A 24,782-nucleotide genomic window follows, 5' to 3' on the forward strand; every position below is an offset into this window, starting at 1 on the left:
CGCGCACGTTAGTTGCTGGGCCGGCTTGGTTCACGAAATGGCGGATTGATGGTGTTGGATGGTCGGTGTTTCCGAAAACGGGTTTTTACTCCCGGCACGTCGGCGATTCATGACCTTATCCATGATGCTTTCAGCAATCACCTGGGCAGCCTTGGGCGCATGCCACCCGTCGAGCGCCGACTGCATCTTTTCGCGAGCGGCGGACTGTTGAATCAATTGTATAACCAGCGAACTTAGGATTTCAGGAGTAGCCTGCTTTTGTTCCAACAGATGGGCCGCACCTGTTTCTTGAAATGCAAGGGCATTGAAATATTGATGGTTGTCTGTCGCCGCTGGGAAAGGAACCAATACTGCAGGCAAACGCATGGCCGCCAATTCGGCCAATGAGGAAGCGCCCGCACGACTCACCGCCACAGAAGCTGCTCCCAAGGCGAGACTCATTTCCCCAAAAAATGGCCGGACGACCGCTTTGATCCCCAGGGCAACACAAGCCCGTTCCACTTTCTCAACATCGGTTGGACCAGTCAGGTGGAAAAGCTGAAGATCTGGAATTTGCTGAAGCAGGAGCGGCAGAACGCCAAGAACCATGTCATTGAGGCCGCTTGCTCCCTGGCTTCCACCGGTTACCAGCAACAGCGGCTTTTCAGGACTGAATCCAAGAGCAATCTTTGCCGCGGCTAGATCACCGGGTAGAAACTGCGGACGAACCGGCGTGCCCGTCACTTTCACATTTCGGCTATGCAATCTCGCAGCCGCCCCAGGAAAACCGATAAAGGCCTGATGAACCAGCCAGGAGAGCCAGCGATTCGCCCGCCCCGGTATCATGTTGGATTCATGCAAAAAGGTGGGAATTCCCATTGCTCTGGCAGCCACCACGGGCGGGGCGCTGGTAAACCCACCCATGGCCAAAACGGCTTCAGGCTTTTCCCGTTTGAAAAGTTTCCGCGCGGCGCGAGACGATTGCACAAATCCGCGAACAAAGGCCATTCGACTGCCACGCACCAAACCCACTGCTGGAAGCGTGGCCACCTCCACTCCCGAAGCAGTCTTGATCGCCTGTTGGTCGACTTCCTTGGGCGAGATCAACACTGAAACCGTACAACCGCGTCGCATTAATTGCTCCGCGACCGCCAATCCAGGGAAGAGATGCCCTCCTGTTCCACCGCATGCGATGGCGACCCGGGGTTTTTGCTGGTTATTTTGCATTACGAAAGTTGTGGAGAAGGAATTGCGTCAGCTTCCACTGTCTCGCTTACATTCGCGTTCACAGGACGTGCTTTTCGGGCCACACTTACCAACAATCCAATGGCGGTTAGCATCATGAGCAAATTGGATCCACCGTAACTGATAAAAGGTAGAGGCAATCCCTTGTTCGGGAGCGTATTGGTAACCACCCCAACGTTAATCACCGCCTGCAGGCCGATGAGAGAAGTCAGACCAGAGGCGAGCAGTAAACCGAATGTATCCGAAGAACGACCGGCGATATACAAACCGCAAGCGATGATAATAATGAAGGTCAACACCACCAGCAGCGTGGCCACCAACCCGAGTTCCTCGCCAACAATGGCCAAAATAAAATCTGTATGATGTTCCGGAAGAAAACCGAGTTTCTGGCGGCTGTTACCAAGACCGACTCCAGTCCAACCACCCGCTCCCAAGGCCAGCATCGCCTGGTTGGCCTGATAACCAATATCCATTTTGTGTTCTTCAGGATGCAGCCATGCCAACATGCGTGCCCTGCGCATGGGATCATATAAAAGCGAGAATCCGAATGCGGCCAAAGCCAAGGCCCCAGGCGGCACAATAAATTTAAGACGGGCCCCGCATACGACAAGCATGATTCCAGTGACGCCAGCCATCAAAATCGTAGTACCGCGATCGGGCTCAACAAAAATAAACGCCAGAACAAAACCGATCATGATTCCTGGCAGTACAATACCATTCTTGAAGGTGTGCATTTTACGCTGAAAATGGTCCCCATACCAGGCCACCGCAATGATAAGCGCCAGCTTTGCTAATTCTGAGGGTTCAAATCTAAATCCATGAAAGTTGAGCCAGCGGCGCGCTCCGTTGATTCGCGGCGCGTAGTTTGCCGGGCCTGCGAGAACGAAAACCAAAAGCACAATCGAAAAAATCAGAATTGGCCATGCAAGCTTCTTCAGCAACCGGTAATCGACGCAAGCTGCTATGACGCAGGACACGAGCCCAACCGAGCCCCACAGGCATTGCATAATTAGATAATGCATCCCCTTGTCCGCCATGCTGGAGCTATAAAGCATCACCATGCCCAGCGCAAGCAGAGCGGCAACGCAAAAAACCAAAGCAGTGGTTGCCAGTTTCATGATAAAAAATAGTCAGGTGCCGGGTTGAGGTAACCCGGCACCCGACGCCTCAAATGAGTTTAATGAGCCGGAGCTGGAGCCGGTGCCGTCAAAGAAGGAACAGTGCCCGTGCCCGAAGCAGCTGGTGCTGGCTCCGGAGTTGTGGTTGCCGGAGCAGACGATTTGGCAGGTATCTTCAACTTGTCACCTACTTTGATCCGGGCGGTCTTCAGGTTGTTCGCTGACTGCAGAGCCTTGACTGAAACTCCTGACTTCTTGGCAATTTTCGCCAGGGTATCGCCCGACTTCACGGTGTATGAAGCCCCACCTGAGGTCGCATCAGCGGAGACAGAAGCGCTGCCAGAAGCCGTACTACCGGTTGTGGCTGGAGCTGCCGAGGCAGCAGGAATTTGAATCTTCTGGCCTACTTTCAACTTGGTTGCAGGGATAGTGGGATTGGCATTTTGCATGGCCTTCGAACTAACTCCAAACTTTTTGCCAATGGTATAGTACGAATCACCTTTCGTGACGACGTATTCTGAAGTCGCACCAGGGGTGCTGACAGGAGGAACAGTTGGAGCAACCACGTCATTGGTTGGGGGTGCCGGCAGGACAGGAGCAGGCGTATTGTTGTTGACAACAGCCGGTGGTGTTCCGTTGGTATTGGTGTCCAGTGGCGGAGGAGTATTATTAGTATTGTCCAGGTTACTGGTAGTCTGAGGACCGGTGTTTTCTGTGGTATCTCCCTTATCCTTCTTGCAACCGACCATTAACAAGCCGCCGAAAAAGACAATGTGGAGAGCGATGACACAAAAAACAGCAACCTTGAATCGGTTACGCCCTTTGTTTTGTTGCTCCATTAAGGAGCCCTGTGGAACGAGTGGATTTGAGTTATTCATTTGCTTTGCCGCTTGGTTAGCGTTCTTTCCTGAGGTGGTATTATTTTGGTTCTTTTTCGCCTCGGGATTTTCCCTCAAAAAATCCCGAGGCAAATTGTTAAAATTATTAGTTAAGGTTCGTTTTTATTCTGATCTTTCGACCGAAAATCGTCGTTGATACTGCCACTACGGGTGGAAGTCGCCAAATCGAGGACTGCTTGTCGAAACACTTCACCACGATGCTGATAGTTTCGAAACTGGTCGAAGCTTGAACAGGCAGGTGAAAGCAAGATCACGTCACCGGGCACAGCTGATTTTCCCGCTGCTCCGACAGCTTCTAACAATGAACTCACAGTAGTGCAAGGAGTAAACAGGCTCCAGGCAGCACGAATTTTTTCGCGCGCTTCGCCGATCAAAAAAGCCCCTTTTACACGCTGCGACATCAGCGGCCCAACGTCATGGTAATCCAGACTTTTATCTTTTCCACCGGCGATCAGCCAAATGTTTGGCTCGCCTGCTGGAGCGGGTGGAACCGAGAGCAATGCCTTTTGCAAAGCGTCGACGTTCGTGGCTTTGGAATCGTTGATATATTTTACCCCGTTGACCTCCGCCACAAATTCAAATCGATGCGCCCCGGGAGCCTTGGTCTTTAAAGCATTGACAATCTCCTCGAGCGGAATCCTTAGAACATGACCCACCGCCAGGGCAGCCATAACATTTTCGGCATTATGCGATCCGCGCAGCAGGCATTCGTCCATGTTCCACAGTGGTCCCTCCCAACCCGGCAACCGGCTTATCAGCAGTCCCCGGTCCAGGAAAATATCAGCACGCCGATTATTGGCGCTGAAAGTAATGATTTTTGAGGGGATTGGAACGTCCAACAAGCGCAATTGTGCCAACGCTTCACTTTGAACAATGGCCCAGTCAAACGCCTGTTGGTTCTGGAACAATCGGGCATTTGCACGGACATAATCCGCATGCGTCGCATACCGATCCAGATGATCGTGCGCCAGATTCATAAGCACAGCCACGGCTGGGCGGAAAAACTGAGTCGTTTCCAATTGGAAGGAATTCGCCTGCAGGACCAGAAAATCCATTTCCTTGGTTTCCGGTACAACCGAACATACCGGCCGGGCACCATGTCCACACAAGGAGGTCTTTCGATTGTTGTGAGTGAGGATGCTTTCAACCAATTCCGCAGTCGTTCCTTTGCCGTTTGTGCCCGCAATGGCGATGCTCAAACATTTGGATTGCTGGAAACCAAGTTCAAATTCTCCAATAACGTTTACCTTGCGCTTCAAAAGTTCCAGCACCATCGGATTACTGGCTGAAACCGACGGACTAACCACGGCCAGATTGAACTCCCGCTTCGGAGAAACAGTAGCCCCCAATTCAACCTGAATTCCCAAAGCGCGCATTTTGCCCGCCGCAGCACGCAAATCTTCAGTGTTAGCCTTGTCAACGACCGTGACACTCGCGCCACTCTTGTTTAAGAGTTCGCAAGCCGCACGGCCACGGGCACCGAGGCCAACCACTAAAACTTCTTTGTTCTCGAGATTAAACATTTAACGGATTTTCAAACTGCTTAAGGCCACGACAGCGCACAAGACACACAAAATGTAGAACCGCATAACCACCTGGGTTTCGGTCCAATTCTTCTTCTCAAAATGATGATGGATGGGAGCCATTAGAAACAGGCGTCGTCCCGCCCCGAATCGTTTCTTGGTCAGGCGAAAATAGCTGGTTTGCAAAATAACCGAGAGCGCCTCCATGACAAAGACTCCTCCGGCGATGATCAGCACCAGTGGTTGATGAATCAGAACCGCGATGATTCCCAAGGCTCCTCCCAGGGCGAGCGAGCCAGTATCGCCCATGAACACCTGCGCAGGATGACAATTATACCAGAGAAAACCCAATCCAGCGCCGACTATTGCAGCGCAGATAACGGTCAGTTCACCAGCTCCAGGCACGTGGGGGATTTGGAGGTAATCCGCCGCTTTTGCATTTCCACACAGGTAAGTGAGAATCAAAAAGACGAATGACACAATCAGCGTGCATCCAATCGCCAGGCCATCCAATCCATCCGTGAGATTGACTGCGTTGGAACTGCCGACGATGGTGAGCATCGTGATCACCAACCCAAGCACTCCGGCACTTGAAAGTATCGGGTATTTATAAAATGGAACCATCACATCTGTGATTAACTTGCTGGTGGCTGGCAGACGCCAAAGATAAACGCCAATGAAGAGTGCCAACGCGATTTGCACATACAGCTTAATGTGCGATTTCGCTCCGCCGCTGCTGGCTTTGCTAATTTTGGTGTAGTCATCGTAAAAGCCCAATCCGGCCAGAACCACGACCGATAAAAGCGTCAGTTGCACCAGTGTGTTCCACTGGGCCCATAGCAACGTGGATGCATTCAATGTCACGATAATTAAAAGACCACCCATCGTGGGTGTCCCTACTTTTTTGCCGGTACGCCCGGCAAAGTTGCCCGCCGCCTCGGCACGATCCTGATAGTTTTGCCCGAAACTCAATTCCTTCAGCCAGGCTATCACCCGCGGCCCCAGTAACAGACTCATCAATAAAGCTGTGACTGCTGCGCCAGCACTTCGGAATGTGATGTAATGAAAAAGGCGCAAACCTGATAGAGATGCTTCCCAGGAAGTTCCCGTGGCTCGATCCATCAGATAATCGCTCAAATAATAAAACATTAAGACTTTCCCAGTCGCCATTACGACTTCAACATCTCAAACAACCGTTCCAGACGAGTGGAGCGAGATGCCTTTAGCAAAACCACGTCGCCTGCCTTCAAAAAATTCTTCACTGCTGCCGCAGCCGCAGGCACATCATCAAATTCGCTGGCCTCTGCCAATCCCGCATCACGCGCCGACTTCGCCATCGCTCCCGCCATTTTGCCAACGGCAAAAAGCCGATTGAGCCCCAACTCAGCAACCCGGCGCCCTACTTCTTCGTGCGCCGCTTCGCTGTGAGCACCCAATTCGGCCATGTCTCCCAACACTGCCACCCGCCGTCCCACACATGGCATCTCCTGCAAAGTATTCAAGGCGGCCAGCATGGAATCAGCGTTCGCGTTATATGCGTCATCTATTACGCATATCCCATTCCAATTTGAGAGTTGTAGTCTCATTTTTGCTGACTTGCAGTCTGACAAACCCTGCTCTAAATGGTCTCTCGTCAATCCCAACTCCGCTCCAACTGCGAGAGCGAACGTGGCGTTTAAGGCCTGATGCCGTCCCAAAAGCGCCGTTCGATACTGACCCGATAAACTTTTATCTGGTGCATCTACTTGAAAAACAACACCTTGCAAATCCATCTTAGCATCAGTTACCCGCCAATCATTCCCTGCTCCAAAACCGACACGAACCACAGTCGCTCGCGTTCGGCGGGCAATCTGCTTGGTCCAGTCACTGTCGCCATTCAAAAAAAGTTTTCCATCTGCGGGCAGCAACTCAGCCAACCAGCCTTCTTCATCTGCCACTCCTGCCACATCACCAAAAAATTCCAGATGTTCCCGACCAATACTCGTAATGATGCCAAACTTGGGTTGGATCATGCTTACCAACGGAGCCAACTCGCCCGGATGGTTGGTTCCGATCTCCAAAACTGCGGCCTGATTGGCCTTTTCAAGCCTGAGGAGAGTGGCAGGAACTCCAATATCGTTGTTAAAACTGGCCTCGCTCCAGAGCGTATTCAGCCTCTTTTTCAACACGCCAGCCAGGAGTTCCTTCGTGGACGTTTTCCCGTTGGAACCCCCAACAGCGATGATTGGCAGCTGAAAGTCCTGTCGATAGCGAGCAGCCAGTCTGCCCAATGCTTGGCGTGTATTGTCCACGACAATGACACCACACTCTGGCATTTTGCCCGTCATCCTCGTGCGTTCTGCCACCACTGCGGCAACCCCTTTGCTCGCTACTTCGGTTATGAACTCATGCCCGTCAAAGCGCTCGCCAGCCAAAGCAAAGAACAGGTCTCCCGGTTGTACCTGACGTGAGTCAGAGCAAACCCTCGCGACCCGGGTCTCGGGAGAACCGGCCCGCAGTTCCCCAAGCATACTCGCAGCTACATATGTCAAAGAACGAGGTTCCATTATAATCGCGTAAGCCTGACAACAGGCGTGCTAAAGCGTCTTGCTGGCTACTGTTTTCTGCTGCTGCTGCCCGGCATCTGCCGGCACAATCACATTAGGTGGCCCAATTTCCACATCTCTATCGGGTCGGATGTTCAGGTAGTTGGCTGCTTTCTCAGCAATTTCTTTGAATACTGGGGCTGCCACTTGGCCGCCTTGGTGCAGATGTCCTTTAGGATCATCCATCGAGACGTAGATGCAGATTTCGGCATTGTCCGCCGGAAAGAATCCGATGAAAGAGGCGTAGAATTTATTCAAATGGTAAGGGACTTTCTGAGCTGTGCCGGTTTTTCCCGCCACGGTGTAATGCTCCATCGCCGCCTTCGGCGCCGTGCCATCCTTGGTGGGGACCGTCTTCAGCGCCTCAATCATCTCTCTCGCCGCTTCCTCACTGATGACTCTCCGCACCGGTTGCGGAGCATATCTGGCAACCACGTTGCCTCCATTGTCCTCCAGGCGATCCAGCAAAATCGGCTTCATCAACACACCTTTGTTTGCGATGGCGGACATTGCCATGCACATCTGCATGGAAGTGATAGCGACTCCCTGGCCCATGGGAATTTGGGCTATGGAAACCTTGGTCCAATCCTTTACTGGATGCACCCACCCGCCAATCTCCCCGGGAAGAAGTATCCCGGTCTTGTCGCCAAATCCAAAATCCTTCATGTATTGGTAAAGCTTGGCCTCCCCCATGCGGATTCCAATTTTAGCTGCACCAATGTTGGAAGACTTCGTGATGATACCCTCCGTGGAAAGCGTACCATATTGCGCATGGTCGTGAAGAGTTCTGCCGGCAAATGCAAACCGTCCATGCTCACAATCGAACATGTCGCTTAACTTCACCATCTGATCATTAAGAGCACCGGAAACAACCACGATCTTGAACGTCGATCCCGGTTCATTCATGTCCGAAATCAATCGATTACGACGCGCATCAGCCGTTCCGCCCGGGCTGTTGGGATCAAAGCTGGGAAGGACTGCCATCGCCAAAATCTCCCCGGTTTTCGGACGAACAATCATGCCCGAAATTGCGGCGGGCGATTCCTTCTGCAAACCTTCAGCAAGGGCAGATTCCAAAATGTGCTGCAAGCCGGAATCGATTGTCAGAACTGCATTCAAACCATCATTAGCCTCCACATCCTGTTCGCGTAATGAAACGATCTCACGTTTTTGACCATCAACTTCCGTCAACCTCCAACCACGCACTCCTTTAAGTTTCGCATCCAGCATCCGTTCAATACCGTCTATCCCTATGGTTTCTAAAAACCTGCCGACACCATTGGTACGTTCAATGATTCCGGTAAAACCTATCACGTGAGAGGCCAGACTTTGGTTGGGGTAAGTGCGCAACTGGTCATCGATCGGATCAGTGGAAATGGCCTTGGCTCGTAAATTGCGATAAAAAGCCTTCTCCTTCTTGGAAGTAATATTTTCTTCCCCGGCAAAAACAGCATTGGACATCGCGGACTGCACCTTCTGCCAGTCATCACTCGAAACTTTCCGCTTAAGAACCACGTAATGGTTGGTCCTGGTTTCACCCTTCTCATCCCTGCCGATGCGCGGCATCAAGCGCTGCGTCAGCTCTGCCTCATTCAAGCCCAGAATCGGAGCGACTACATGCGCCACCTCCGCTTGACGATTTCCGATGAGCGCCGGGTCGGCACAAACCGTTTTTACGAAAATACTGGTGGCCAGCAGATTTCCCTTGGAATCGAGGATGTTTCCGCGGCGCGGCTCCAGCTGGTAAACGTGCTGCGTGTTTTCACGGGCCTTGGTCTCCAGCACCTCGTGTCTGAGGACCTGTAGGTCCACAAGGCGATAGCCCAGTCCCGCGAAGGCGGCTCCCAGGAGGAGCGCCAACATCAGCAACCTTCGATATTGCAACCGTTTTGCCATTTCTGATTGAATTTACCAACCGCCCGTGCCGATCGGTTCCTCTCCGACGGCGTCACGGGCGGCGGTAAAAAGCGTTATTTCGTCATGGCCGTAGCCAGCACGTGATCCTGGTCAGCCGCATACTGTTGCTCGCGCGGAGGCACAGGCGCAGCGGGTTCCACTGCCGGCTCGGTCAATCGCCAAATCTGAGCAGGCTGTGGCTGCACAAGCCCTAATTTTAATTCCTTCACCCGCATATCCAGATATTTGGGAGAGAGAAGCGTGGCCAGCTGCTTGCGCAACTTGTCGTTCTGTTCACGCACTTCGATGATGCGAGCTTCCCGTCTCCGGATCTGGGTAGACAGTTCGGAAATCTGCTGCTTTTGCCAGACGTAGCCGATGCCAGAACCGCCAATTGCCAGGCAGAGAAGCAAGGCTTTCAATGCCGGACCAAAGCGGATTGCCGCCGATTGATGTTTACGATTCCGTGCCATGTTAATTTAAATTTTTTCCATTATGCGCAACTGCGCGCTCCGACTCCGCGGATTTTCCTTCTGCTCCGCTTCGCCCGGCAGCACCGCTTTCCGCTGCACCCATTTCAACTCCGGAGTGCGAGGCTTTCGCAATTCCGGCACATCCACTTCACCTTCGAACGTGTAGTCCCGCGACTTTTGCCGTCCGAACTCTTTCACCTTGCGGTCTTCCAGCGAGTGAAACGTGATCACCGCCAACCGGCCGCCCGGCTTTAAAATCCTCACTGCGCCAGTCAACCCGCGCTCCAATGAACCGAGTTCATCGTTCACCGCCATCCGCAACGCCTGGAATACTCGCGTGGCGGGATGCGCCTTTTTCCCATGACGCGGCGCAAGGCGCTCGATCAGACCAGCCAGTTGACCAGTGGTTTCAAATGGTCGCTGCTGCCGATCATGCTCGATGGCCCGTGCGAACCTTCGCGACTGTGGCTCATCGCCCAGTTTCCAGAAGATCTCAGCGAGTTCCTCTGCGCTTGCGTGGTTCAACAAATCTGCCGCCGTCAATTGCTGACGCTTGTCCATCCGCATGTCGAGTGGGCCTTCCTGCTGAAAACTGAACCCGCGTTCCGCCACATCCAACTGCGGCGAACTCACACCCAGGTCCAGCAGCACCCCATCGAAACTTTCCGGTTCCAGCGTTTCAAAGAGCTCCGCGTAATTTCCGCGGCTGATTTCAAATCTTCCGGCAAACTCCGCCAGTCGCGCCTGTGCCGCCTCAACCGCGACGCCATCTCGATCGCACCCAAACAACCATCCATTCGGCGAACTCGCGGCCAAAATGGCTGTTGCGTGACCAGCCCCACCGAGCGTCCCGTCGGCGTACTTGCCGCCCGACTTCACTTTTAGTGCGGCCAGCACTTCCGCCAACATCACCGGTTTGTGATTGAAATTTGGCACTGCGCATGGGCTCCCTTAGCGGACCTCGGTAGGCCCGAAAAAGCGCGAAGTCAATCGATTCCAGGTTGTTGGTTCCGTCTTCGTCAATGGTTTCAGATACGGTTGCGGTCCCTTGGGCAGTTGCGCCCGTTTGGGGCTGACGACTTCCAGATCCGAGTCGCTCAGGTCATTCCGCACTGGTTTTACTTTTTCCAGCGATAGCTCTGTCTGCACGTGAGTCCTGACCGGCTTATGAGCTTTTGTCTTTCCGCCAACCTTCAGCACAGCCAATTGCGGAAGCGGATTCATTTTCTTAAAAAAATCTTTCATCCGAGTTGAATTTGTTTTCCGAGTCACCGGGACTGTGATCGATACGGGCGCAGCCTTCAGTTCGATTTTCTCTGCGGGCAACGCCACCGGGACGGCCTCATTTCCAGTCGCCAACTTTGTTTCTTCCGCCTCCTGATCAAAAAGCGCACCCGCCTCAATGGCGGCCGGTTCAATTTTCGTTGGTGCGCAAACCGAACCCACAACCTTCGGGAACTCCGGTTTGGTCGTATGGGCGAACGGATTTTTTTCCGAGTCAAACTTTGGCAACCGATTTTTGCTTCTCATCAGATAGCGACTATCGGCGTCACTCATTCCCATTAAACTTCTTCCCGCTGCGAGAAATCGTCCCAGGCTCATAATTAAATCAGTTTAAAGGCTTCAGGTAACAGGGCCGCGTCCACCGCACTCACGGTTTCATATCGTTCGGGATTCCAAATCTCGAACCGGTCCACCAAACCAACCATCACCGCTTCCTTATCAATTCCCACGGCTTTCGCCATCGACTCTGGAATGCAAATGCGCCCGCCTTTATCCAGCGAGCAGCTGGCGGATTTGCTTCCCAACAAGCGACGCAGTGCCGATGCTTTCGGATCTGCAAATGACATCTGGCGAATTTTTTCTGCCAACGCCGCCATTTCCGCTGGCGGCAAAACCATCAAGCAAGCGTCGGGTTGTGCGCCGTTCGGCCAGAGGATCAAAGTGAACTCCACATCCGGCTGCGAGGGGCGCCACTTCGCCGGGATCTGAACGCGCCGCTTCTCATCCACTCCGTGATGAAAGAGCGAGTTGTAGTAGATCACTTCGTTTGTTTCGGTGCCGGGCATTTTTTTAACGTCGGGCTCAACCTCACCCCACTGTTATACACAACGCCCCACTTTTAACCATTTCCCTCCATTTATTGTCAATCTCAATCCACGAAAAATGTTATCCAAAAGTTATTCACAATTGGCGAGTTATGTTGGATAACATCTAAAACGGCGTGAGTGTCCTAAAGTCAGACAATTTGCTTAAGCTGAAGTGATGCTGCGAAGAGAAACATTAAAGAAAAGTATAAAAACTACTGATCAATTGAAAACTGTCGACGCTCCAATATCGTTAAAGATGTTTTTGAGGTCCGAAAACGTTTAAAGATTAATTTTTTTCAGTGAGAACTTCCGACTTTGACTTTGCTTTGCCGCCAGAACTGATCGCTCAGGCTCCCACAGCCACACGCGATCAGTCGCGATTACTTGTGCTGAAACGCAACACTGCGGAAATTGCACATCGTAAATTTCGTGACGTCCTGGAATTTCTAAAACCGGGCGATGTTCTTGTTTTAAACAATTCACGCGTGATTCCAGCACGCTTGCGCGCCCTCAATGCCAGGACCAATGGCCAATTCGAAGTATTACTGCTTGAGGAACATGCTACCAACGATTGGTGGGTGATGATGCGACCGGGTAAACGTGCCCGGATTGGAACTGAACTGGTTTTTCGCGATAAAACCGGGGTGGTTGCCCACATTCGAGCAAGCGTTATCGATACAAATCCCGAAGGACATCGCCGTATCCATTTCACTGGCACGCCAAATATTATTGAAAACCTGGATGCTCTCGGGGAAATCCCGTTGCCCCCTTACATCGAACGAAATAGCGACAAAGGTTTGGCCGAAGATGACATTCGATATCAGACGGTTTATGCAAAGCCTGCCGGTTCCGTGGCTGCGCCAACAGCGGGTTTGCATTTCACCGACGAACTGCTGCATGAAATCCGAAGTCGCGGGATTCAAATCTGCTTCGTAACCTTGCACGTCGGTTTAGGCACGTTTGCACCTGTTAAAGCAGAAACTCTTTCCGAACATGTCATGCACGAGGAGCGGTACGAATTGAGTGCCGAGACCGCTCAGACAATTACAACCGCAAAGCATGCCGGCAGACGCATCATTGCCGTGGGCACGACCAGTGTGCGAGTTTTGGAAAGCGTGGCCGCACAACATCACGGAAAACTCATTGCCGGAAAAGGTCGCACACGAATTTTTATTCATCCCCCCTACTCCTTTAGTGTTGTGGATGTCCTGCTTACCAACTTCCATCTGCCCTGCTCCACCTTGTTGATGCTCGTGAGTGCTTTTGCTGCGCCAGGCGAAATGCGCGGTCGGGAAATCGTCCTTGCTGCTTATGCTGAAGCCGTACGCGAGAAGTATCGTTTTTTCAGCTATGGCGATGCCATGCTGGTGATTTAATTAATTCCGAAACATTTTCAGGAACCCTTACGCCAACTGCGAAGGGTTCGCGACAGATTCGGCTTTCGTTTCCACCCAGCGGGCGAACAACCAGAGCAAGTCAGCCAATCGATTGAGGTAGATGATGATTTCCAGATTCTGAAGCTGATCTGATTCCTGCAGAGCGCACACGCGGCGTTCCGCCCGGCGGCAAACCGTCCGCGCCACATCCAAAGCCGCCGATTGCAAGCTAGCGCCCGGCGTGGCCCATCCCTTATACGTGATCTTCTGCAATTCAATCTCCTGAATCAGCTTATCCAACTTCGCAGTCATTTCGGGAACCACCAGTTTGTAACCATCCTTCACGTAACGGGCGATATCTTCGACCGCGGTGGCCAACTCGCCCATCAACAGCACCAGGTCACTTTGAATACTGAGAAGATTAGCATGCACAAAATCGTGAGTGGTCGTAGCTCGTGCCAGGCCAATGGCGGTGTTTAGCTCGTCCACACAACCGTAGGCTTCCACTCGAGGATGACACTTGGAAACGCGCCGATTGTACATCAATCCAGTGATTCCTCGATCCCCGGTCTTGGTTGCAATGCTCATTCTTGGTTCAATTAAAACTTAATGCCCGGTCTTTTCCAATGCCAAGAGAGCACAATTATTTCAGAGCACAACTCACCGCATTAGATTGACGTTTGCTTCCGCTTTTTTTAGCGTCAGCGAAAATTTATGAACGCGAAGCTGCTCTTTAAGACCATATTCCTGATAGTTGTCTTGCTGCTATTGGTGTTAATGGGCATGCATAACCAGCAGAACATCGATTTCTCCCTGCCCCCTCTGCTCAAACAAACCATCAAGCAGCCAGCCGCGATCATGTACTTTGGCTTCTTCGCCATTGGCGTTCTTGCCGGCACCATTCTCACAGCCGGTGGGGGAGGAAAAAAAGGTGGAGGCGGAAGCAGCAGCAAACCGAAGAACGGCTGATTGTTCATCCCCACTTGCCTTCTCCGTGCGCAGGTGCACCTTGCAATCTGTGAACTATGCCATCTTAGTTTTGCTTGGCTGCCTCTTCTTTGAGACTGTCCACGCGACGGATCAGAAGGATTCAGACGCCTGGCTCACGAACAAGGTGAGCTTTCCCAGGGACATCGACACCCGCCTGGTTCGCCCTGCTGATTTTGAGAGCTTGCACGCACAAGAGATTTCCGGGCGCCTCCTTTTTTTCTGGGAACCGAAGCACTTGGACACGAATGCAAATGTCAGCATTCTCACCAGTGTCGGCCCGGCGGATCATCACGCCGTCCGTGACTGGCGCGAATACCGCATGAATTTAAGTGGTGCCCGCTGGCAGGCACGTGTTCCTGTCGATGACATCGATATTCCTATTATCTATTTCGTCCGAACGGTTTACCAGGGAGTTACCAATGTTTCTCCGATGCGCATCTGCCATCCCCGAGCAATGGGGCTTGAGGCGCCAACCCGCCCTTTCTGGCCATTTTTGGAAGGCTTTGAACAGGATCCTCGAGGTTGGTCTTTAATTCCCCAACCGGGCGAGAGTGAGGTGCTTCAGAAAGATGGTATAGCCAAAAGCGGCTACTCCTCTCTACGAATATCGCTGCCGGTGGGAAAGCATTCGGCGACTGTAGCAACCACCCGCGTGCAGGGATGGCAGATTCAACAAAACCAGGCGACCGGAATCAGGCTTTGGTTGCGCACCAAATCAGGAACTGGTCGTGCGCGCTTTACTTTGTATGAAAATGCATTCACAACCAATCAGGTGGTGGCCGTTTATCCAGTTGAAAGTGAATTGAATGATCAATGGCACCTTGTCGATTTACGCTTCGAAGTCTTCCCGAAGTTATCACTGGGCGCCATCGATTGGTTTACCGTTGAATTTATTGGCACCGGACCGACAGAATTCCTTATCGATGACCTTCAATTTATCGGACCTTGGAAGACAGAAACCGAGTAAGCCTCCTCCGCCTTAAGTTCTGGGCACTCAGGATTTTTTAACCAGCTCGACCTGCTTCTTGTAAGAAGTGATGCCATTTACGATGGCGCGAGCCATTTGTTTTCGATACACGGCATCGTAAATACGTTTGGATTCAGCCGGGTGCGACATGAATCCACCTTCGATCAGGATGGCAGGCATTTCCGCGGTGCGAAGGACAGCATATCGGGCACGTTTGACTCCACGGTCGTCAGCAGCCAGGCCAGTAAGGAGTGACTTCTGAATCTGGTAGGCCAGGTACATGTTTTTATCATTAAATCGATTTCCAGGTTTTGTTCCCGAACCAAACAGTTCACCGCCTGCATTGAAGGAGCTCGCTCCTGCAGGGGTTAAACAATAGGTTTCCACACCTCTGACTTCGTTCCGGCTTGAAGGTGCACTGTTCCAATGCAGGCTGATGAACAAATCCGCTCCGCGTCGCTTGGCAATTTCCGGTCGCACGGGCAAATCGATCAAGGTGTCGGTTGTGCGGGTAAGCGAGGCTTCGAATCCCGCCTGTTTGAGCTGGCTACAGAGCTCCTGTGCCAGTAACAAAGTGAATTTCTTCTCCTGCTGTGGCCCATCCTGAAAACCAGGATCCTTGCCACCATGCCCAGGGTCAATCACGATTGTTTTGACCTTGCCACCACCGAAATTCTTAGGAGGCGCAAGCACCGGCTCCAGGGCGGTGTGGATATCGAGCTCTGAAATATACGGATTTCCATTAACCAGAACGATCGGGTGCGAAAGCCAGACATTGACTCCATTCACTTCGGCTTCCCGGGAATCAACACCAAAGAGCAATTTACTGGAATCTTTGGTCAACTGCAGGGATTGATCCTTCTTGAGCCAATGAATGTCAAACCCGCTGACCTTGGCCCACTCCGAAAGACGAACATCTCCTCGTCCCGGCAGGACGAGCTTTTCCAACTTGCTGGCGGTGCCTGAAGCAGGCACAACTCCACCAACCTTTAGGAAGGCGAACAACAGCAAGGTTGAGATTATAACTCTCATCGACAGCGGAATGTGCATATCCAAGGCAGCCATTTCAAGCCAAATGACTTCCGGACCCCATATCGACTGTTAATCTATACCGAATGCGGAAAGAAATTTCCGAATGGCAGGAGGGATTTAGGTTTGAGGCAAGGCGAAGGCCGCAGGCGCTATCTGGAAGATAACGACACGGCCGCCTCAAATCAAAAGCACCCTGCTCTCAATGACTAATGAATTTTCTCGCCCCCCACGGCGATGACTTTTTTCGGTCTCCACTTTCATCAGCACTATTGCCTCCTTTCATTCCGGTTCCTTCCCTCATTTCGGAAATTTATTTTGCCATTCGGCATAACTTTATTTATCACGCATAATGCGCCGTATCATTCAGATGGATAGTATGTAGGAAAAACCGTTGACGCTGATGGACTCGTTACCTAGATTGACCTTCTGTTTTTTTAGGGAAATCGTTTATTGTAAATTAAAACGTTGTATAACTCATGACCAATTCTGCTACTCCCGCCCCTGCCAAAGGTCTCGAAGGTATTATTGCCGCCAGCACGCGCCTAAGCGACGTGCAAGGGGATGTTGGAAAATTGATTTATTGCGGCTATGATATCGACGAGCTTGCCGGGAAGGTATCGTACGAGGAAGTGGTCTACCTCCTGCATCATGGTCACCTGCCCAACCGCAAGGAACTGAACGATTTGAAGGAGCATTTGGCAGCCTGGCGCGAACTGCCTGCCGGAGTCGTAAAGATTATCAAGGCCCTGCCCAAGGACACTCCGCCGATGAATGCCATTCGTACGGCTATCTCCGCCCTGGGTTGCTTCGATACCACCAGCGAAGACAGCTCCATGGATTCGCAGCGTCGTAAGGCACTTCGGCTCGTTGCCCAAATTCCTACCGTTACAGCATTTTTCCATCGTCACCGTTCCGGCAAGAGCATCGTGGAACCTGACTCGAAGCTTGGCGAGGCCGCCAACTTTCTCTACATGATTGATGGCGAAAGACCTTCCGAAGAGAAGGAAAAGACTCTGGATTTATGTTACGTGCTGCATGCCGATCACGGCATGAATGCCTCGACATTCAGCGCCCGCGTTACGATTGCAACGCTGAGCGACATGTACTCGGCGATTACTTCCGCCATTGGCACTTTGAAAGGCCCTCTCCACGGTGGTGCCAATGAAGGTGTCATCAAGATGCTCCTGGAAATTGGTTCCCTCGATAAAGTGGATGCTTACGTCGAGGAATGCCTTGAACAGAAAAAGAAAATCATGGGCATTGGTCATCGAGTTTACAAAACGTTGGATCCACGCGCACCTCATCTCAAGCGCATGGCCCAGATTCTGAGTGCCAAGCTCGGCGAGCCGAAGTGGATTCAGATGAGCGACCGTATTGCTGAGATAATGCTCGCCCGCAAACACTTGCATGCTAACGTCGACTTCTACTCAGCCACAGTTTATTATTCCCTCGGCGTTCCCATTGATCTTTTCACACCGATTTTTGCCATTTCGCGTACTTCCGGCTGGACCGCTCATGTCCTCGAACAATTAATGGACAATCGCCTCATCCGCCCTCAAAGTCTCTATACGGGTCCAGTTGGATTGAAAGTCGTGCCAGTCGATCAAAGGTAAGGGCATCCACGGCAAAATTTCCTCCGAAGGCAGGTTTAGCCCAGCAATTGCTGCGTCAACTGCCAAGAGAATCACTGACGAAGAAGAAAAATACAAAAGACAAATCTCTGAAATGAATATACACGAATATCAGGCCAAGCAGCTCCTCTCGCAGTATGGAGTGGCTGTTCCCCCCGGTGACGTTTGCTCGACGGCTGATGAAGCAAAGGCCATTGCCGAGAAGCTATTTGCCAAGGGCGAAAAGCTGGTTGTGGTCAAATCCCAGATTCACGCCGGTGGCCGCGGAAAAGGAACATTCAAGAGTGGCTTTCAAGGCGGTGTTAAACTTTGCAAGACTGCCGACGATGTTTTCGAAAAGGCCAAGGCGATGCTCGGACAGGTCCTGGTTACCAAGCAGACAGGCCCGGAAGGCCGTCTGGTAAGCAAATTATTGGTTGCTGCCGCGCCAGCGATTAAAAAAGAGCTCTATCTCGCCGTGCTGCTGGATCGTGCCTCTTCCCGTCCTCTCGTTATGGTCAGCACCGAGGGCGGAGTGGACATCGAAGAAGTTGCTGAAAAAACACCCGAAAAGATTGTCAAAGAAACCATCGATCCCGCCGTGGGCATGATGCCTTATCAAGCACGTAAGCTGGCGGCAGCGCTTGGCATCAAGGGCGATCTGATCAATCCTGCGGCAAAGCTCCTCATGGGAGTTTATAGGACGTGGTGGGAATGCGATGCCGCAATGGTGGAAATCAACCCTCTCTGCATCATTGAAGGACCGGATGGGAAAGACACCATCGTCGCTGTCGATGCGAAGGTCGGCATGGACGACAACGCGCTTTACCGTCACAAGAATGTCCAGGAGATGCGCGACCTCGCCGAGGAAGCACCGCTGGAAATTGAAGCCAGCAAATTCAACCTCAATTATATCAAGCTGGACGGAAGCATTGCCTGTTTGGTCAATGGCGCCGGTTTGGCGATGGCCACCATGGACATCATTCAGCATTTCGGTGGCAACCCGGCCAACTTCCTCGATGTAGGCGGTGGCGCCAGCAAGGAGCAGGTTACGGCCGCTTTCAAAATTATTCTGAGTGATCCCCACGTAAAGGGGATCCTCGTAAACATTTTCGGTGGCATCATGGACTGCAATGTCATTGCCACAGGAATTGTGGCGGCGGTTCGTGAAACCGGGCTTAAGCTTCCTTTGGTTGTGCGCTTGGAGGGCAACAATGTCGAAGCCGGCAAGAAAACCTTGAAAGAATCGGGGCTGACCATCATCAGCGGCGATTCCATGTCCGATGCGGCACAAAAAGTCGTTAAGGCCGTTGGCAAATAAGAAGCTCCAAATTTTCATTCTATGTCGATTCTTGTAACTCCTACTACGAAGATCTTGGTCCAAGGCATCACGGGAAGCTTTGGCGCAAAACACACTCAACTCAGTCTCGCCTATGGCAGTCAGGTTGTCGCCGGGGTCACGCCTGGCAAAGGTGGCCAGCTCTTTGAGAATAAAGTTCCTATTTTTGATACCGTCGCTGAAGCCGCAAAACTGACCGGCGCGACCGTTTCCGCCATCTTTGTCCCACCACCATTCGCAGCAGATGCGATTCTGGAAGCGGTAGATGCCGGACTCGATCTGGCTGTTTGCATTACCGAAGGCATCCCGGTGAACGACATGGTAAAAGTTAAACGCGCCATGCAAGGCAGTAAAACCCGTCTCATTGGACCAAATTGCCCGGGATTGGTAACACCCGGTGAAGGTAAGGATTCCCATGGTGGTTGCCGCATCGGCATCGCTCCAGGCTACATCCATAAAAAGGGCAATATTGGGGTTGTTTCCCGCAGCGGAACCTTGACCTATGAAGCCGTCTGGCAACTTACCTGTCGCGGGGTTGGCCAATCAACCTGCGTAGGTATCGGCGGTGATCCCGTAAACGGCACCTCCCATTTGGATATCGTTAAAATGTTTAATGACGATCCAGAGACACATGGAATCATTATGATAGGTGAAATCGGCGGTTCGGCCGAGGAAGAAGCAGCCGAATGGATTAAAAAGAATTGCAAAAAGCCAGTGGCTGGTTTCATCGCTGGCGCAACTGCACCTCCCGGACGTCGCATGGGACACGCAGGGGCCATCGTTAGCGGTGGAAAAGGCACGGCTGCCGCAAAAATAGCCGCTTTTAAGGAGGCTGGCATCGGCATTGCTGCTACACCTTCCGAAATGGCCGATACCTTGCTGAAAATGATGTAACCGCAGTGTCCGATCAGGATACTGCCAAGGATGTCTGGCTGGAACGTGCTGGCTTGACACCGGTCTCATTTTCTTGCTTTTTGTGCGGCAGCTTGTTGCCAATCAGGAAGAAAAAGATACCGAACAATCGGTACGTTCCAGCAACCATGCCGATAATTGATTTTATTCTGAACCTCGCTGGCCTGTTGCTCTGGCTCAACTGGCTGGCGATCAACTTTGATCCCCTGGCCCGCGCCACCGCCGCCACCCTCGCTGGCACTCTTAGAAAAGCTGATACTTCCGCCCCTCTACGTTCAAAGTTTCTGGCTGCGCTGCTCGGGTTGCTGTTTTTGCGTGCCGTAATTTATTGGTTCATCTGTCCAGCCATGAGCTTAAGCCCGAGTTTGGGGCTGGGTGTAATCGACGTTACTTTTCGCAGCGATTACTTGTACCAAAAGTTCCTCCTTTCATCGATGCTCATTTTTTCAATCCTGAGTTTTGCTGTCACTCTGGCGATCTTTTACTTCTGGTGCATTCTGCTTTCTGCCGCAAACTCAAATATCCCTGATAATGATCCCATCCAGAAAACCGTCCGCCAACATGTTCGATGGATTGAACGTTGGCCGCGCTCTGTCAAACTGCTGCTCCCATTTGCAATCACCGCATTGCTTTGGCTTGTGTTGCATCCAGTATTCATCAAACTGGCCATTGTCCCCTCGGCGAAATCAACAACTCAACTATTCCAGCAGGCAGTTTTAATCGGCATCGGAAGCTATCTCTCCTTGAAATACCTGCTCGTCGGAATATTCCTTTTTCATCTTTTGAACAGCTACGTTTATCTGGGGAATCATCCTTTTTGGGGGTTTATCAACGCCAGCGCACACAACCTGCTCGCACCATTAAGCTGGATTCCTTTGCGCATGTCCAAGGTCGATTTTGCCCCCTTATTGGGAATCGCGCTCGTGTTTCTCATCAGCGAATTTCTCTCACGCCTCCCCACCATCGAGCGGTGGAATATCCACCGATATCTCCCCTTTTAAGAGTATCCCTGATTATGCAGGCATGGCCAAAGGCAGGCGCACAATCACGGTGGTGCCTACGCCTTGTTCGCTTTGGATTATGAGACTTCCACCGTGCAGTTCGGTTAACCGCTTCGCAATCACAAGCCCCAAACCCAGCCCTTGTTGCTCATGCATCTTGCGCTCAAATTGCATGTAAGCCCCAACTCTGCGGACATGTTCCGTCCCCAACCCCCGACCATGGTCTGCAATCGAAAGCGTCAAATCGAGTTCGGAAGGGAAAAGTGAAATCTGAATCGGCGTCCCGGCTTTGGAAAACTTAAACGCATTATGAATCAACTCATCGGCAATCTTGGTGAGATAATCCTCCGAAATGGCAACCGGTTTGTCGCTTAGATCGAGTTTCAAATCAGCGGAACGCCCGGTCGCTTCGGCCTGCAATGCCGCCCGAGTCTCCACAATTTTGCGGGGAAATGCAGTCTGTTTCTTGCGCAAGGCACTGGCCCTTTGGGGATCGGCGCCGATCAGTTCGATTTGCGAATAAATTAAAAAGTTTTCGATCAGGCGTTCCAACCGCTTGCCGGATTCATGAATAATCTGTCCCATCTCGGCAATCTCGGCCGGTTGCAATGATGCAGCATCAGCCGCCAGAATCTCACCATAGGCCAGAATACCATTCAGCGGCGTCCGCAATTCATGCGGCAGCATCATGCTGATATTATCGCGCAAGTCCGCCAATTTCTTCTCAGCCTCATCGCGCAACGCCTGGGATTTCTTAAGGCGCGCTTCCACCGCTGCATAAAGGGCATCAATGGTGAAAGGCTTGGGCAAATAATCATCGGCACCCAGTTCCATGCCGTGACGCATCCCAGCATTATCCGCCAGACCCGTCATCAGGATAAATGGTATCGCCGCGGTGCTCGCTTCACTCCGTAACGATGATAACGTGCGGTAGCCATCCACCTTCTCCATATTGACGTCGCAAAGGATCAGGTCTGGCAAAATTTTGCGTGCCTTCTCGATTCCCACCGCTCCATTCTCGGCCTCGACAACTTCATAGCCCTTTTGCCGCAACGCGAGCTGGATCATCTCCCGCAACCACTCTTCATCGTCGATAACCAGGATTCTTTTCATCACGTAAAGATCAATTGTTTCTGATTCGCTTCGGCAAAAAATCAAAGCAGCTATCAAGCCCAATCGCTTGGACTTCCCTTTAATCCGACATGCTTGCTCCAATTCCCTATTCCTGCCGCCTTATCCTAGGCTGACCAAAACTGAATTCTCAACGCTTAGCTCTCCGTTCCTAAAATGTCGAGGACTTAACGAATAAATATGTATATCTGAAATGCATGTCTGGATCTGAGACATCATTTTTAATCATGAGACACTTAAAACTTCCACTGCCCCTTCAGCCCTTCTTCAGGAGCTGCTCCACCTGATTGATGACCACCTCCAGCGACAGTCCCTTCAGCCCATGCTGGTCGCGCAAGATCGTAATCTGTTTGCTGCGCGGACTCCAAACAGCCTCCGCAGTATCACCCCACAAAATCACGGATGGCACTCCCACCGCCGCGGCCAAATGTGATATCCCCGAATCATGTCCGACGAATCCACTTGCCGAGGCAAGCCATTGTGCCAATTCCGGCAACGCCACGCTTTGCAACAATTTCAACCGCGTGGCAGGAACCGGCTGGGCCAAACGCGGCAACCGCTCCCGCTCTGCTTCACCACCTACAATCATCAAATTTAAGTGGGTCGATTTCACCAGGTGATGGATTAATTCCACCCATTTCCACTCCGGCCAGTTTTTTCTATCGCTCCCGCTGCCCGGATGCAACGCCAGCCAGCGGCCCGTTGTGGTGCTGGTTTCGAATGCCTTGCTTACCTCCAACCTCGGAACCGTGTCCGCTTCGAAAATCGCCAGGCGTTCCAAAGGTTTTAAGAAAACCTCCGTCGCGTGCAGGCTCTGCGTCTCGTCGGGCCGATGCGGACCGGCAATGAATTGCGCCCCCGAACAACGTCCCACGTTTGTCTCGAAGATTTGGTCCGGATCATACAAATAGGAGATGATGATGTCGAACTGACCGAAGTAACCAATCAACTCTGTGGGAAGGACTCCATCACGCGCAAAAAAACTCGCCAAATCTCTCCCTTCAATCGCTTTCACATTTGCAACTAAATTGCCGTATGTTGCCAGTTGCGCCACATTCGGATATCCCAACACCTCCAAATGCACCGCCGGAAATTGCTGTTTCAACGCCGCCAACACAGGCAACGTCAAAATGAAATCACCAATCGCTCCACCTCGAATCACCAAAATTTTACCTTGGGACCTCGCCACGATTCAGTTCATTTCTCAGGGTTAACACACAACATGATCTAATAATTTTTCGATGCCGGGCGTAATTCCAGGCTTACGCTTTGCAGCCACTTTGGCAATGGCCTCCCTGGCAGATATTCCCAGGGATCTCATAAAGTAAGCTGCCACCAAGATGACTGATCGACTCCTCCCCGCGCGACATTGAACCAGCACCGGCCCGGTCTCCACCACCAACCGTTTCAACTCGTTTACCGCGTCCAGGAACTCGGCCGGTTGATTCTGCAGACCATCCTGCAATTTCCGGATCACAATCCTTTTAACTCCCAACTCCTTGGGCTCGATTCCCGCAGGTGTGCCATCCAGGCTCAAAATGGATTTCACTCCTTCCTTCTTCAAGAGCTCAACATTCTTGGCGTCGAGAGAATTGCCAATTGCAATTTTGTCGGTAATCCAGTCCATGAATCACTCAATCAAATCAAACCACCACTGACCAAATCAGTGCTTGCAATCAAGCACTAGGCTGCCCTGAAAACCGTCAATCCCAGCACCGCCACCAATAATCCAAACGCCAGTCGAATCGCGCTGCCCAATCGAATCCGCTTCTCATTCGCCGTGCCCCAGTTCAGCAAATCACGCAGATGCCAGGGATAAATCGTGAACCAGATACCCGCAATCACCATTACATACGCCCAACTGATGATCAGCAATCGCCACTCTGTATCAGCCCAACGCGCCGTATCGCAGATCACTTTTCCGATCAGCATCAGCACCACCGCCAACCCACGCACTGCCAGATAATCCTTCACGAAAAAGCATGAGGCCACACCAATGGCGCCAAAAAACGCCATCAACATATTCTTGTACGCCGCAAAATCAGAAACTGATTCTTGATTGAAGTAATAAAGAAACCACGCCGTCGCCGTCAGCATCAGCGCATATCCCCAAGGCAGTGAACGCGGAAACTTCCGCACACTCGCCCCAAAAGCCGCCGGCTTCAAAACACCGTATATCTGCGGCAGGGCATAGCCCAAACCCAGCACCACTGCCAATGTCGAAAGTGTTATTTGCATACGTGACTGCTTACCCAATGATTCGAGCGAGGATGCTAATCGATGGAACGATAAAGGCGAGATGTTTCCTCATACCAGTTGCTCACCGCTCCTTAATCCATGTTGATGATCGCCGGGTCGCCATACAACGTGAACGATCCCGCCCGGTTGATCTTCACATCCATCAAATGCCCACGATGCCGCTCCGATCCGTCGAACACCACGATCTTGTTCGTCCGCGTCCGCCCCATCATGCGCGTCGAGTTCTTCTTGCTCTCACCCTCCACCAAAATCTCCACCTGCTCGCCCACATAACGATCATAGCGATGCCCCGCCAACTCATTCACCAGGCTCAACAACCGCGCATTCCGTTCTTCCTTCACTTCCTGCGCCAATTGC

The 24,782-nt window shown here is 51.9% G+C and carries 25 protein-coding genes; 7 read left to right on the forward strand and 18 right to left on the reverse strand.

What is annotated here, in order from left to right:
- Positions 1-30 precede the first annotated feature (30 nt).
- The 11 genes from murG to CFLAV_RS32370 form a co-directional block, all read right to left on the reverse strand.
- Complete coding sequence (murG, locus tag CFLAV_RS14980) at positions 31-1,206, reverse strand: undecaprenyldiphospho-muramoylpentapeptide beta-N-acetylglucosaminyltransferase (protein ID WP_007415609.1); 1,176 nt, start codon at positions 1,204-1,206, stop codon at positions 31-33.
- The gene (gene ftsW / locus CFLAV_RS14985) at positions 1,206-2,342 is read right to left on the reverse strand and encodes a putative lipid II flippase FtsW (RefSeq protein ID WP_007415610.1); all 1,137 of its coding nucleotides are present in this window, start codon (positions 2,340-2,342) and stop codon (positions 1,206-1,208) included. Before ftsW ends, murG begins: the two co-directional genes overlap by 1 nt.
- Positions 2,343-2,401: 59 nt before the next feature.
- Entirely contained in the window at positions 2,402-3,220 is an 819-nt protein-coding gene (locus CFLAV_RS14990; RefSeq protein WP_007415611.1) for a LysM peptidoglycan-binding domain-containing protein, read from the reverse strand.
- 110 nt (positions 3,221-3,330) lie between these two features.
- Positions 3,331-4,764, reverse strand: coding sequence for a UDP-N-acetylmuramoyl-L-alanine--D-glutamate ligase (gene murD / locus CFLAV_RS14995; protein ID WP_007415612.1), 1,434 nt, complete (start codon positions 4,762-4,764; stop codon positions 3,331-3,333).
- On the reverse strand, positions 4,765-5,934 hold the full coding sequence (gene mraY, locus CFLAV_RS15000; RefSeq protein ID WP_007415613.1) for a phospho-N-acetylmuramoyl-pentapeptide-transferase: 1,170 nt from the start codon (positions 5,932-5,934) through the stop codon (positions 4,765-4,767).
- Positions 5,934-7,310 carry a UDP-N-acetylmuramoyl-tripeptide--D-alanyl-D-alanine ligase gene (locus tag CFLAV_RS15005; protein ID WP_007415614.1) on the reverse strand — a complete coding sequence of 459 codons (1,377 nt, stop codon included), beginning with the start codon at positions 7,308-7,310 and terminating at the stop codon, positions 5,934-5,936. The genes mraY and CFLAV_RS15005 overlap by 1 nt, the downstream gene beginning before the upstream one ends.
- 30 nt (positions 7,311-7,340) lie before the next feature.
- Positions 7,341-9,245 carry a peptidoglycan D,D-transpeptidase FtsI family protein gene (locus tag CFLAV_RS15010; RefSeq protein ID WP_007415615.1) on the reverse strand — a complete coding sequence of 635 codons (1,905 nt, stop codon included), beginning with the start codon at positions 9,243-9,245 and terminating at the stop codon, positions 7,341-7,343.
- Between the two features lie 74 nt (positions 9,246-9,319).
- Positions 9,320-9,718 carry a hypothetical protein gene (locus CFLAV_RS15015; RefSeq protein WP_007415616.1) on the reverse strand — a complete coding sequence of 133 codons (399 nt, stop codon included), beginning with the start codon at positions 9,716-9,718 and terminating at the stop codon, positions 9,320-9,322.
- A gap of 6 nt (positions 9,719-9,724) precedes the next feature.
- Complete coding sequence (gene rsmH / locus CFLAV_RS15020; protein WP_083808950.1) at positions 9,725-10,654, reverse strand: 16S rRNA (cytosine(1402)-N(4))-methyltransferase RsmH; 930 nt, start codon at positions 10,652-10,654, stop codon at positions 9,725-9,727.
- 15 nt (positions 10,655-10,669) lie between these two features.
- Positions 10,670-11,275: a hypothetical protein gene (locus tag CFLAV_RS15025; protein WP_237712403.1), complete on the reverse strand. Its 606-nt coding sequence runs from the start codon at positions 11,273-11,275 to the stop codon at positions 10,670-10,672.
- A 47-nt stretch (positions 11,276-11,322) separates the two neighbouring features.
- Positions 11,323-11,787: a division/cell wall cluster transcriptional repressor MraZ gene (locus CFLAV_RS32370; protein WP_007415619.1), complete on the reverse strand. Its 465-nt coding sequence runs from the start codon at positions 11,785-11,787 to the stop codon at positions 11,323-11,325.
- A 320-nt stretch (positions 11,788-12,107) separates the two neighbouring features.
- On the opposite strand from CFLAV_RS32370, the gene queA reads away from it, so the two are divergent.
- Positions 12,108-13,184, forward strand: coding sequence for a tRNA preQ1(34) S-adenosylmethionine ribosyltransferase-isomerase QueA (gene queA, locus CFLAV_RS15035; RefSeq protein WP_007415620.1), 1,077 nt, complete (start codon positions 12,108-12,110; stop codon positions 13,182-13,184).
- Positions 13,185-13,211: 27 nt separating this feature from the next.
- Here queA and CFLAV_RS15040 read toward each other — a convergent pair whose 3' ends face one another.
- Complete coding sequence (locus CFLAV_RS15040; RefSeq protein ID WP_007415621.1) at positions 13,212-13,772, reverse strand: cob(I)yrinic acid a,c-diamide adenosyltransferase; 561 nt, start codon at positions 13,770-13,772, stop codon at positions 13,212-13,214.
- 126 nt (positions 13,773-13,898) lie between these two features.
- Between CFLAV_RS15040 and CFLAV_RS15045 the strand changes: the two genes are divergently transcribed.
- Both CFLAV_RS15045 and CFLAV_RS15050 read left to right on the forward strand, forming a co-directional pair.
- Positions 13,899-14,153 (forward strand): hypothetical protein, encoded by a 255-nt coding sequence (locus CFLAV_RS15045; RefSeq protein WP_007415622.1) that lies wholly within the window; start codon positions 13,899-13,901, stop codon positions 14,151-14,153.
- Between the two features lie 49 nt (positions 14,154-14,202).
- On the forward strand, positions 14,203-15,141 hold the full coding sequence (locus CFLAV_RS15050) for a hypothetical protein (RefSeq protein WP_040548891.1): 939 nt from the start codon (positions 14,203-14,205) through the stop codon (positions 15,139-15,141).
- 27 nt (positions 15,142-15,168) lie between these two features.
- On the opposite strand, the gene CFLAV_RS15055 is transcribed toward CFLAV_RS15050, so the two are convergent.
- Entirely contained in the window at positions 15,169-16,173 is a 1,005-nt protein-coding gene (locus CFLAV_RS15055) for an N-acetylmuramoyl-L-alanine amidase (protein ID WP_160164588.1), read from the reverse strand.
- A gap of 476 nt (positions 16,174-16,649) precedes the next feature.
- Between CFLAV_RS15055 and CFLAV_RS15065 the strand changes: the two genes are divergently transcribed.
- The 4 genes from CFLAV_RS15065 to CFLAV_RS15080 all read left to right on the forward strand — a co-directional run bounded on the left by CFLAV_RS15065 (position 16,650) and on the right by CFLAV_RS15080 (position 21,035).
- A complete protein-coding gene (locus CFLAV_RS15065; protein ID WP_007415625.1) occupies positions 16,650-17,786 on the forward strand; it encodes a citrate synthase in 1,137 nt (378 codons plus the stop codon).
- Positions 17,787-17,898: 112 nt separating this feature from the next.
- Entirely contained in the window at positions 17,899-19,104 is a 1,206-nt protein-coding gene (gene sucC / locus CFLAV_RS15070; RefSeq protein WP_007415626.1) for an ADP-forming succinate--CoA ligase subunit beta, read from the forward strand.
- Between the two features lie 21 nt (positions 19,105-19,125).
- A complete protein-coding gene (sucD, locus tag CFLAV_RS15075) occupies positions 19,126-20,016 on the forward strand; it encodes a succinate--CoA ligase subunit alpha (protein ID WP_007415627.1) in 891 nt (296 codons plus the stop codon).
- A gap of 5 nt (positions 20,017-20,021) precedes the next feature.
- The gene (locus CFLAV_RS15080; RefSeq protein WP_007415628.1) at positions 20,022-21,035 is read left to right on the forward strand and encodes a hypothetical protein; all 1,014 of its coding nucleotides are present in this window, start codon (positions 20,022-20,024) and stop codon (positions 21,033-21,035) included.
- Positions 21,036-21,047: 12 nt separating this feature from the next.
- Here the strand turns inward: CFLAV_RS15080 and CFLAV_RS15085 are convergent, their stop codons facing one another.
- From CFLAV_RS15085 to CFLAV_RS15105, 5 genes are all read right to left on the reverse strand, one after another.
- A complete protein-coding gene (locus tag CFLAV_RS15085) occupies positions 21,048-22,148 on the reverse strand; it encodes a hybrid sensor histidine kinase/response regulator (protein WP_007415629.1) in 1,101 nt (366 codons plus the stop codon).
- Positions 22,149-22,422: 274 nt separating this feature from the next.
- Positions 22,423-23,355 (reverse strand): glycosyltransferase family 9 protein, encoded by a 933-nt coding sequence (locus CFLAV_RS15090; RefSeq protein ID WP_007415630.1) that lies wholly within the window; start codon positions 23,353-23,355, stop codon positions 22,423-22,425.
- Between the two features lie 21 nt (positions 23,356-23,376).
- On the reverse strand, positions 23,377-23,793 hold the full coding sequence (locus CFLAV_RS15095) for a dual specificity protein phosphatase family protein (protein WP_007415631.1): 417 nt from the start codon (positions 23,791-23,793) through the stop codon (positions 23,377-23,379).
- 56 nt (positions 23,794-23,849) lie between these two features.
- On the reverse strand, positions 23,850-24,404 hold the full coding sequence (locus tag CFLAV_RS15100; protein ID WP_007415632.1) for a hypothetical protein: 555 nt from the start codon (positions 24,402-24,404) through the stop codon (positions 23,850-23,852).
- A gap of 92 nt (positions 24,405-24,496) precedes the next feature.
- Positions 24,497-24,782: TRAM domain-containing protein (locus tag CFLAV_RS15105; RefSeq protein WP_007415633.1), on the reverse strand; the 286-nt coding region annotated here is incomplete at its 5' end.

Origin of the sequence: Pedosphaera parvula Ellin514 (assembly GCF_000172555.1) — a bacterium.
GTDB lineage: Bacteria > Verrucomicrobiota > Verrucomicrobiia > Limisphaerales > Pedosphaeraceae > Pedosphaera.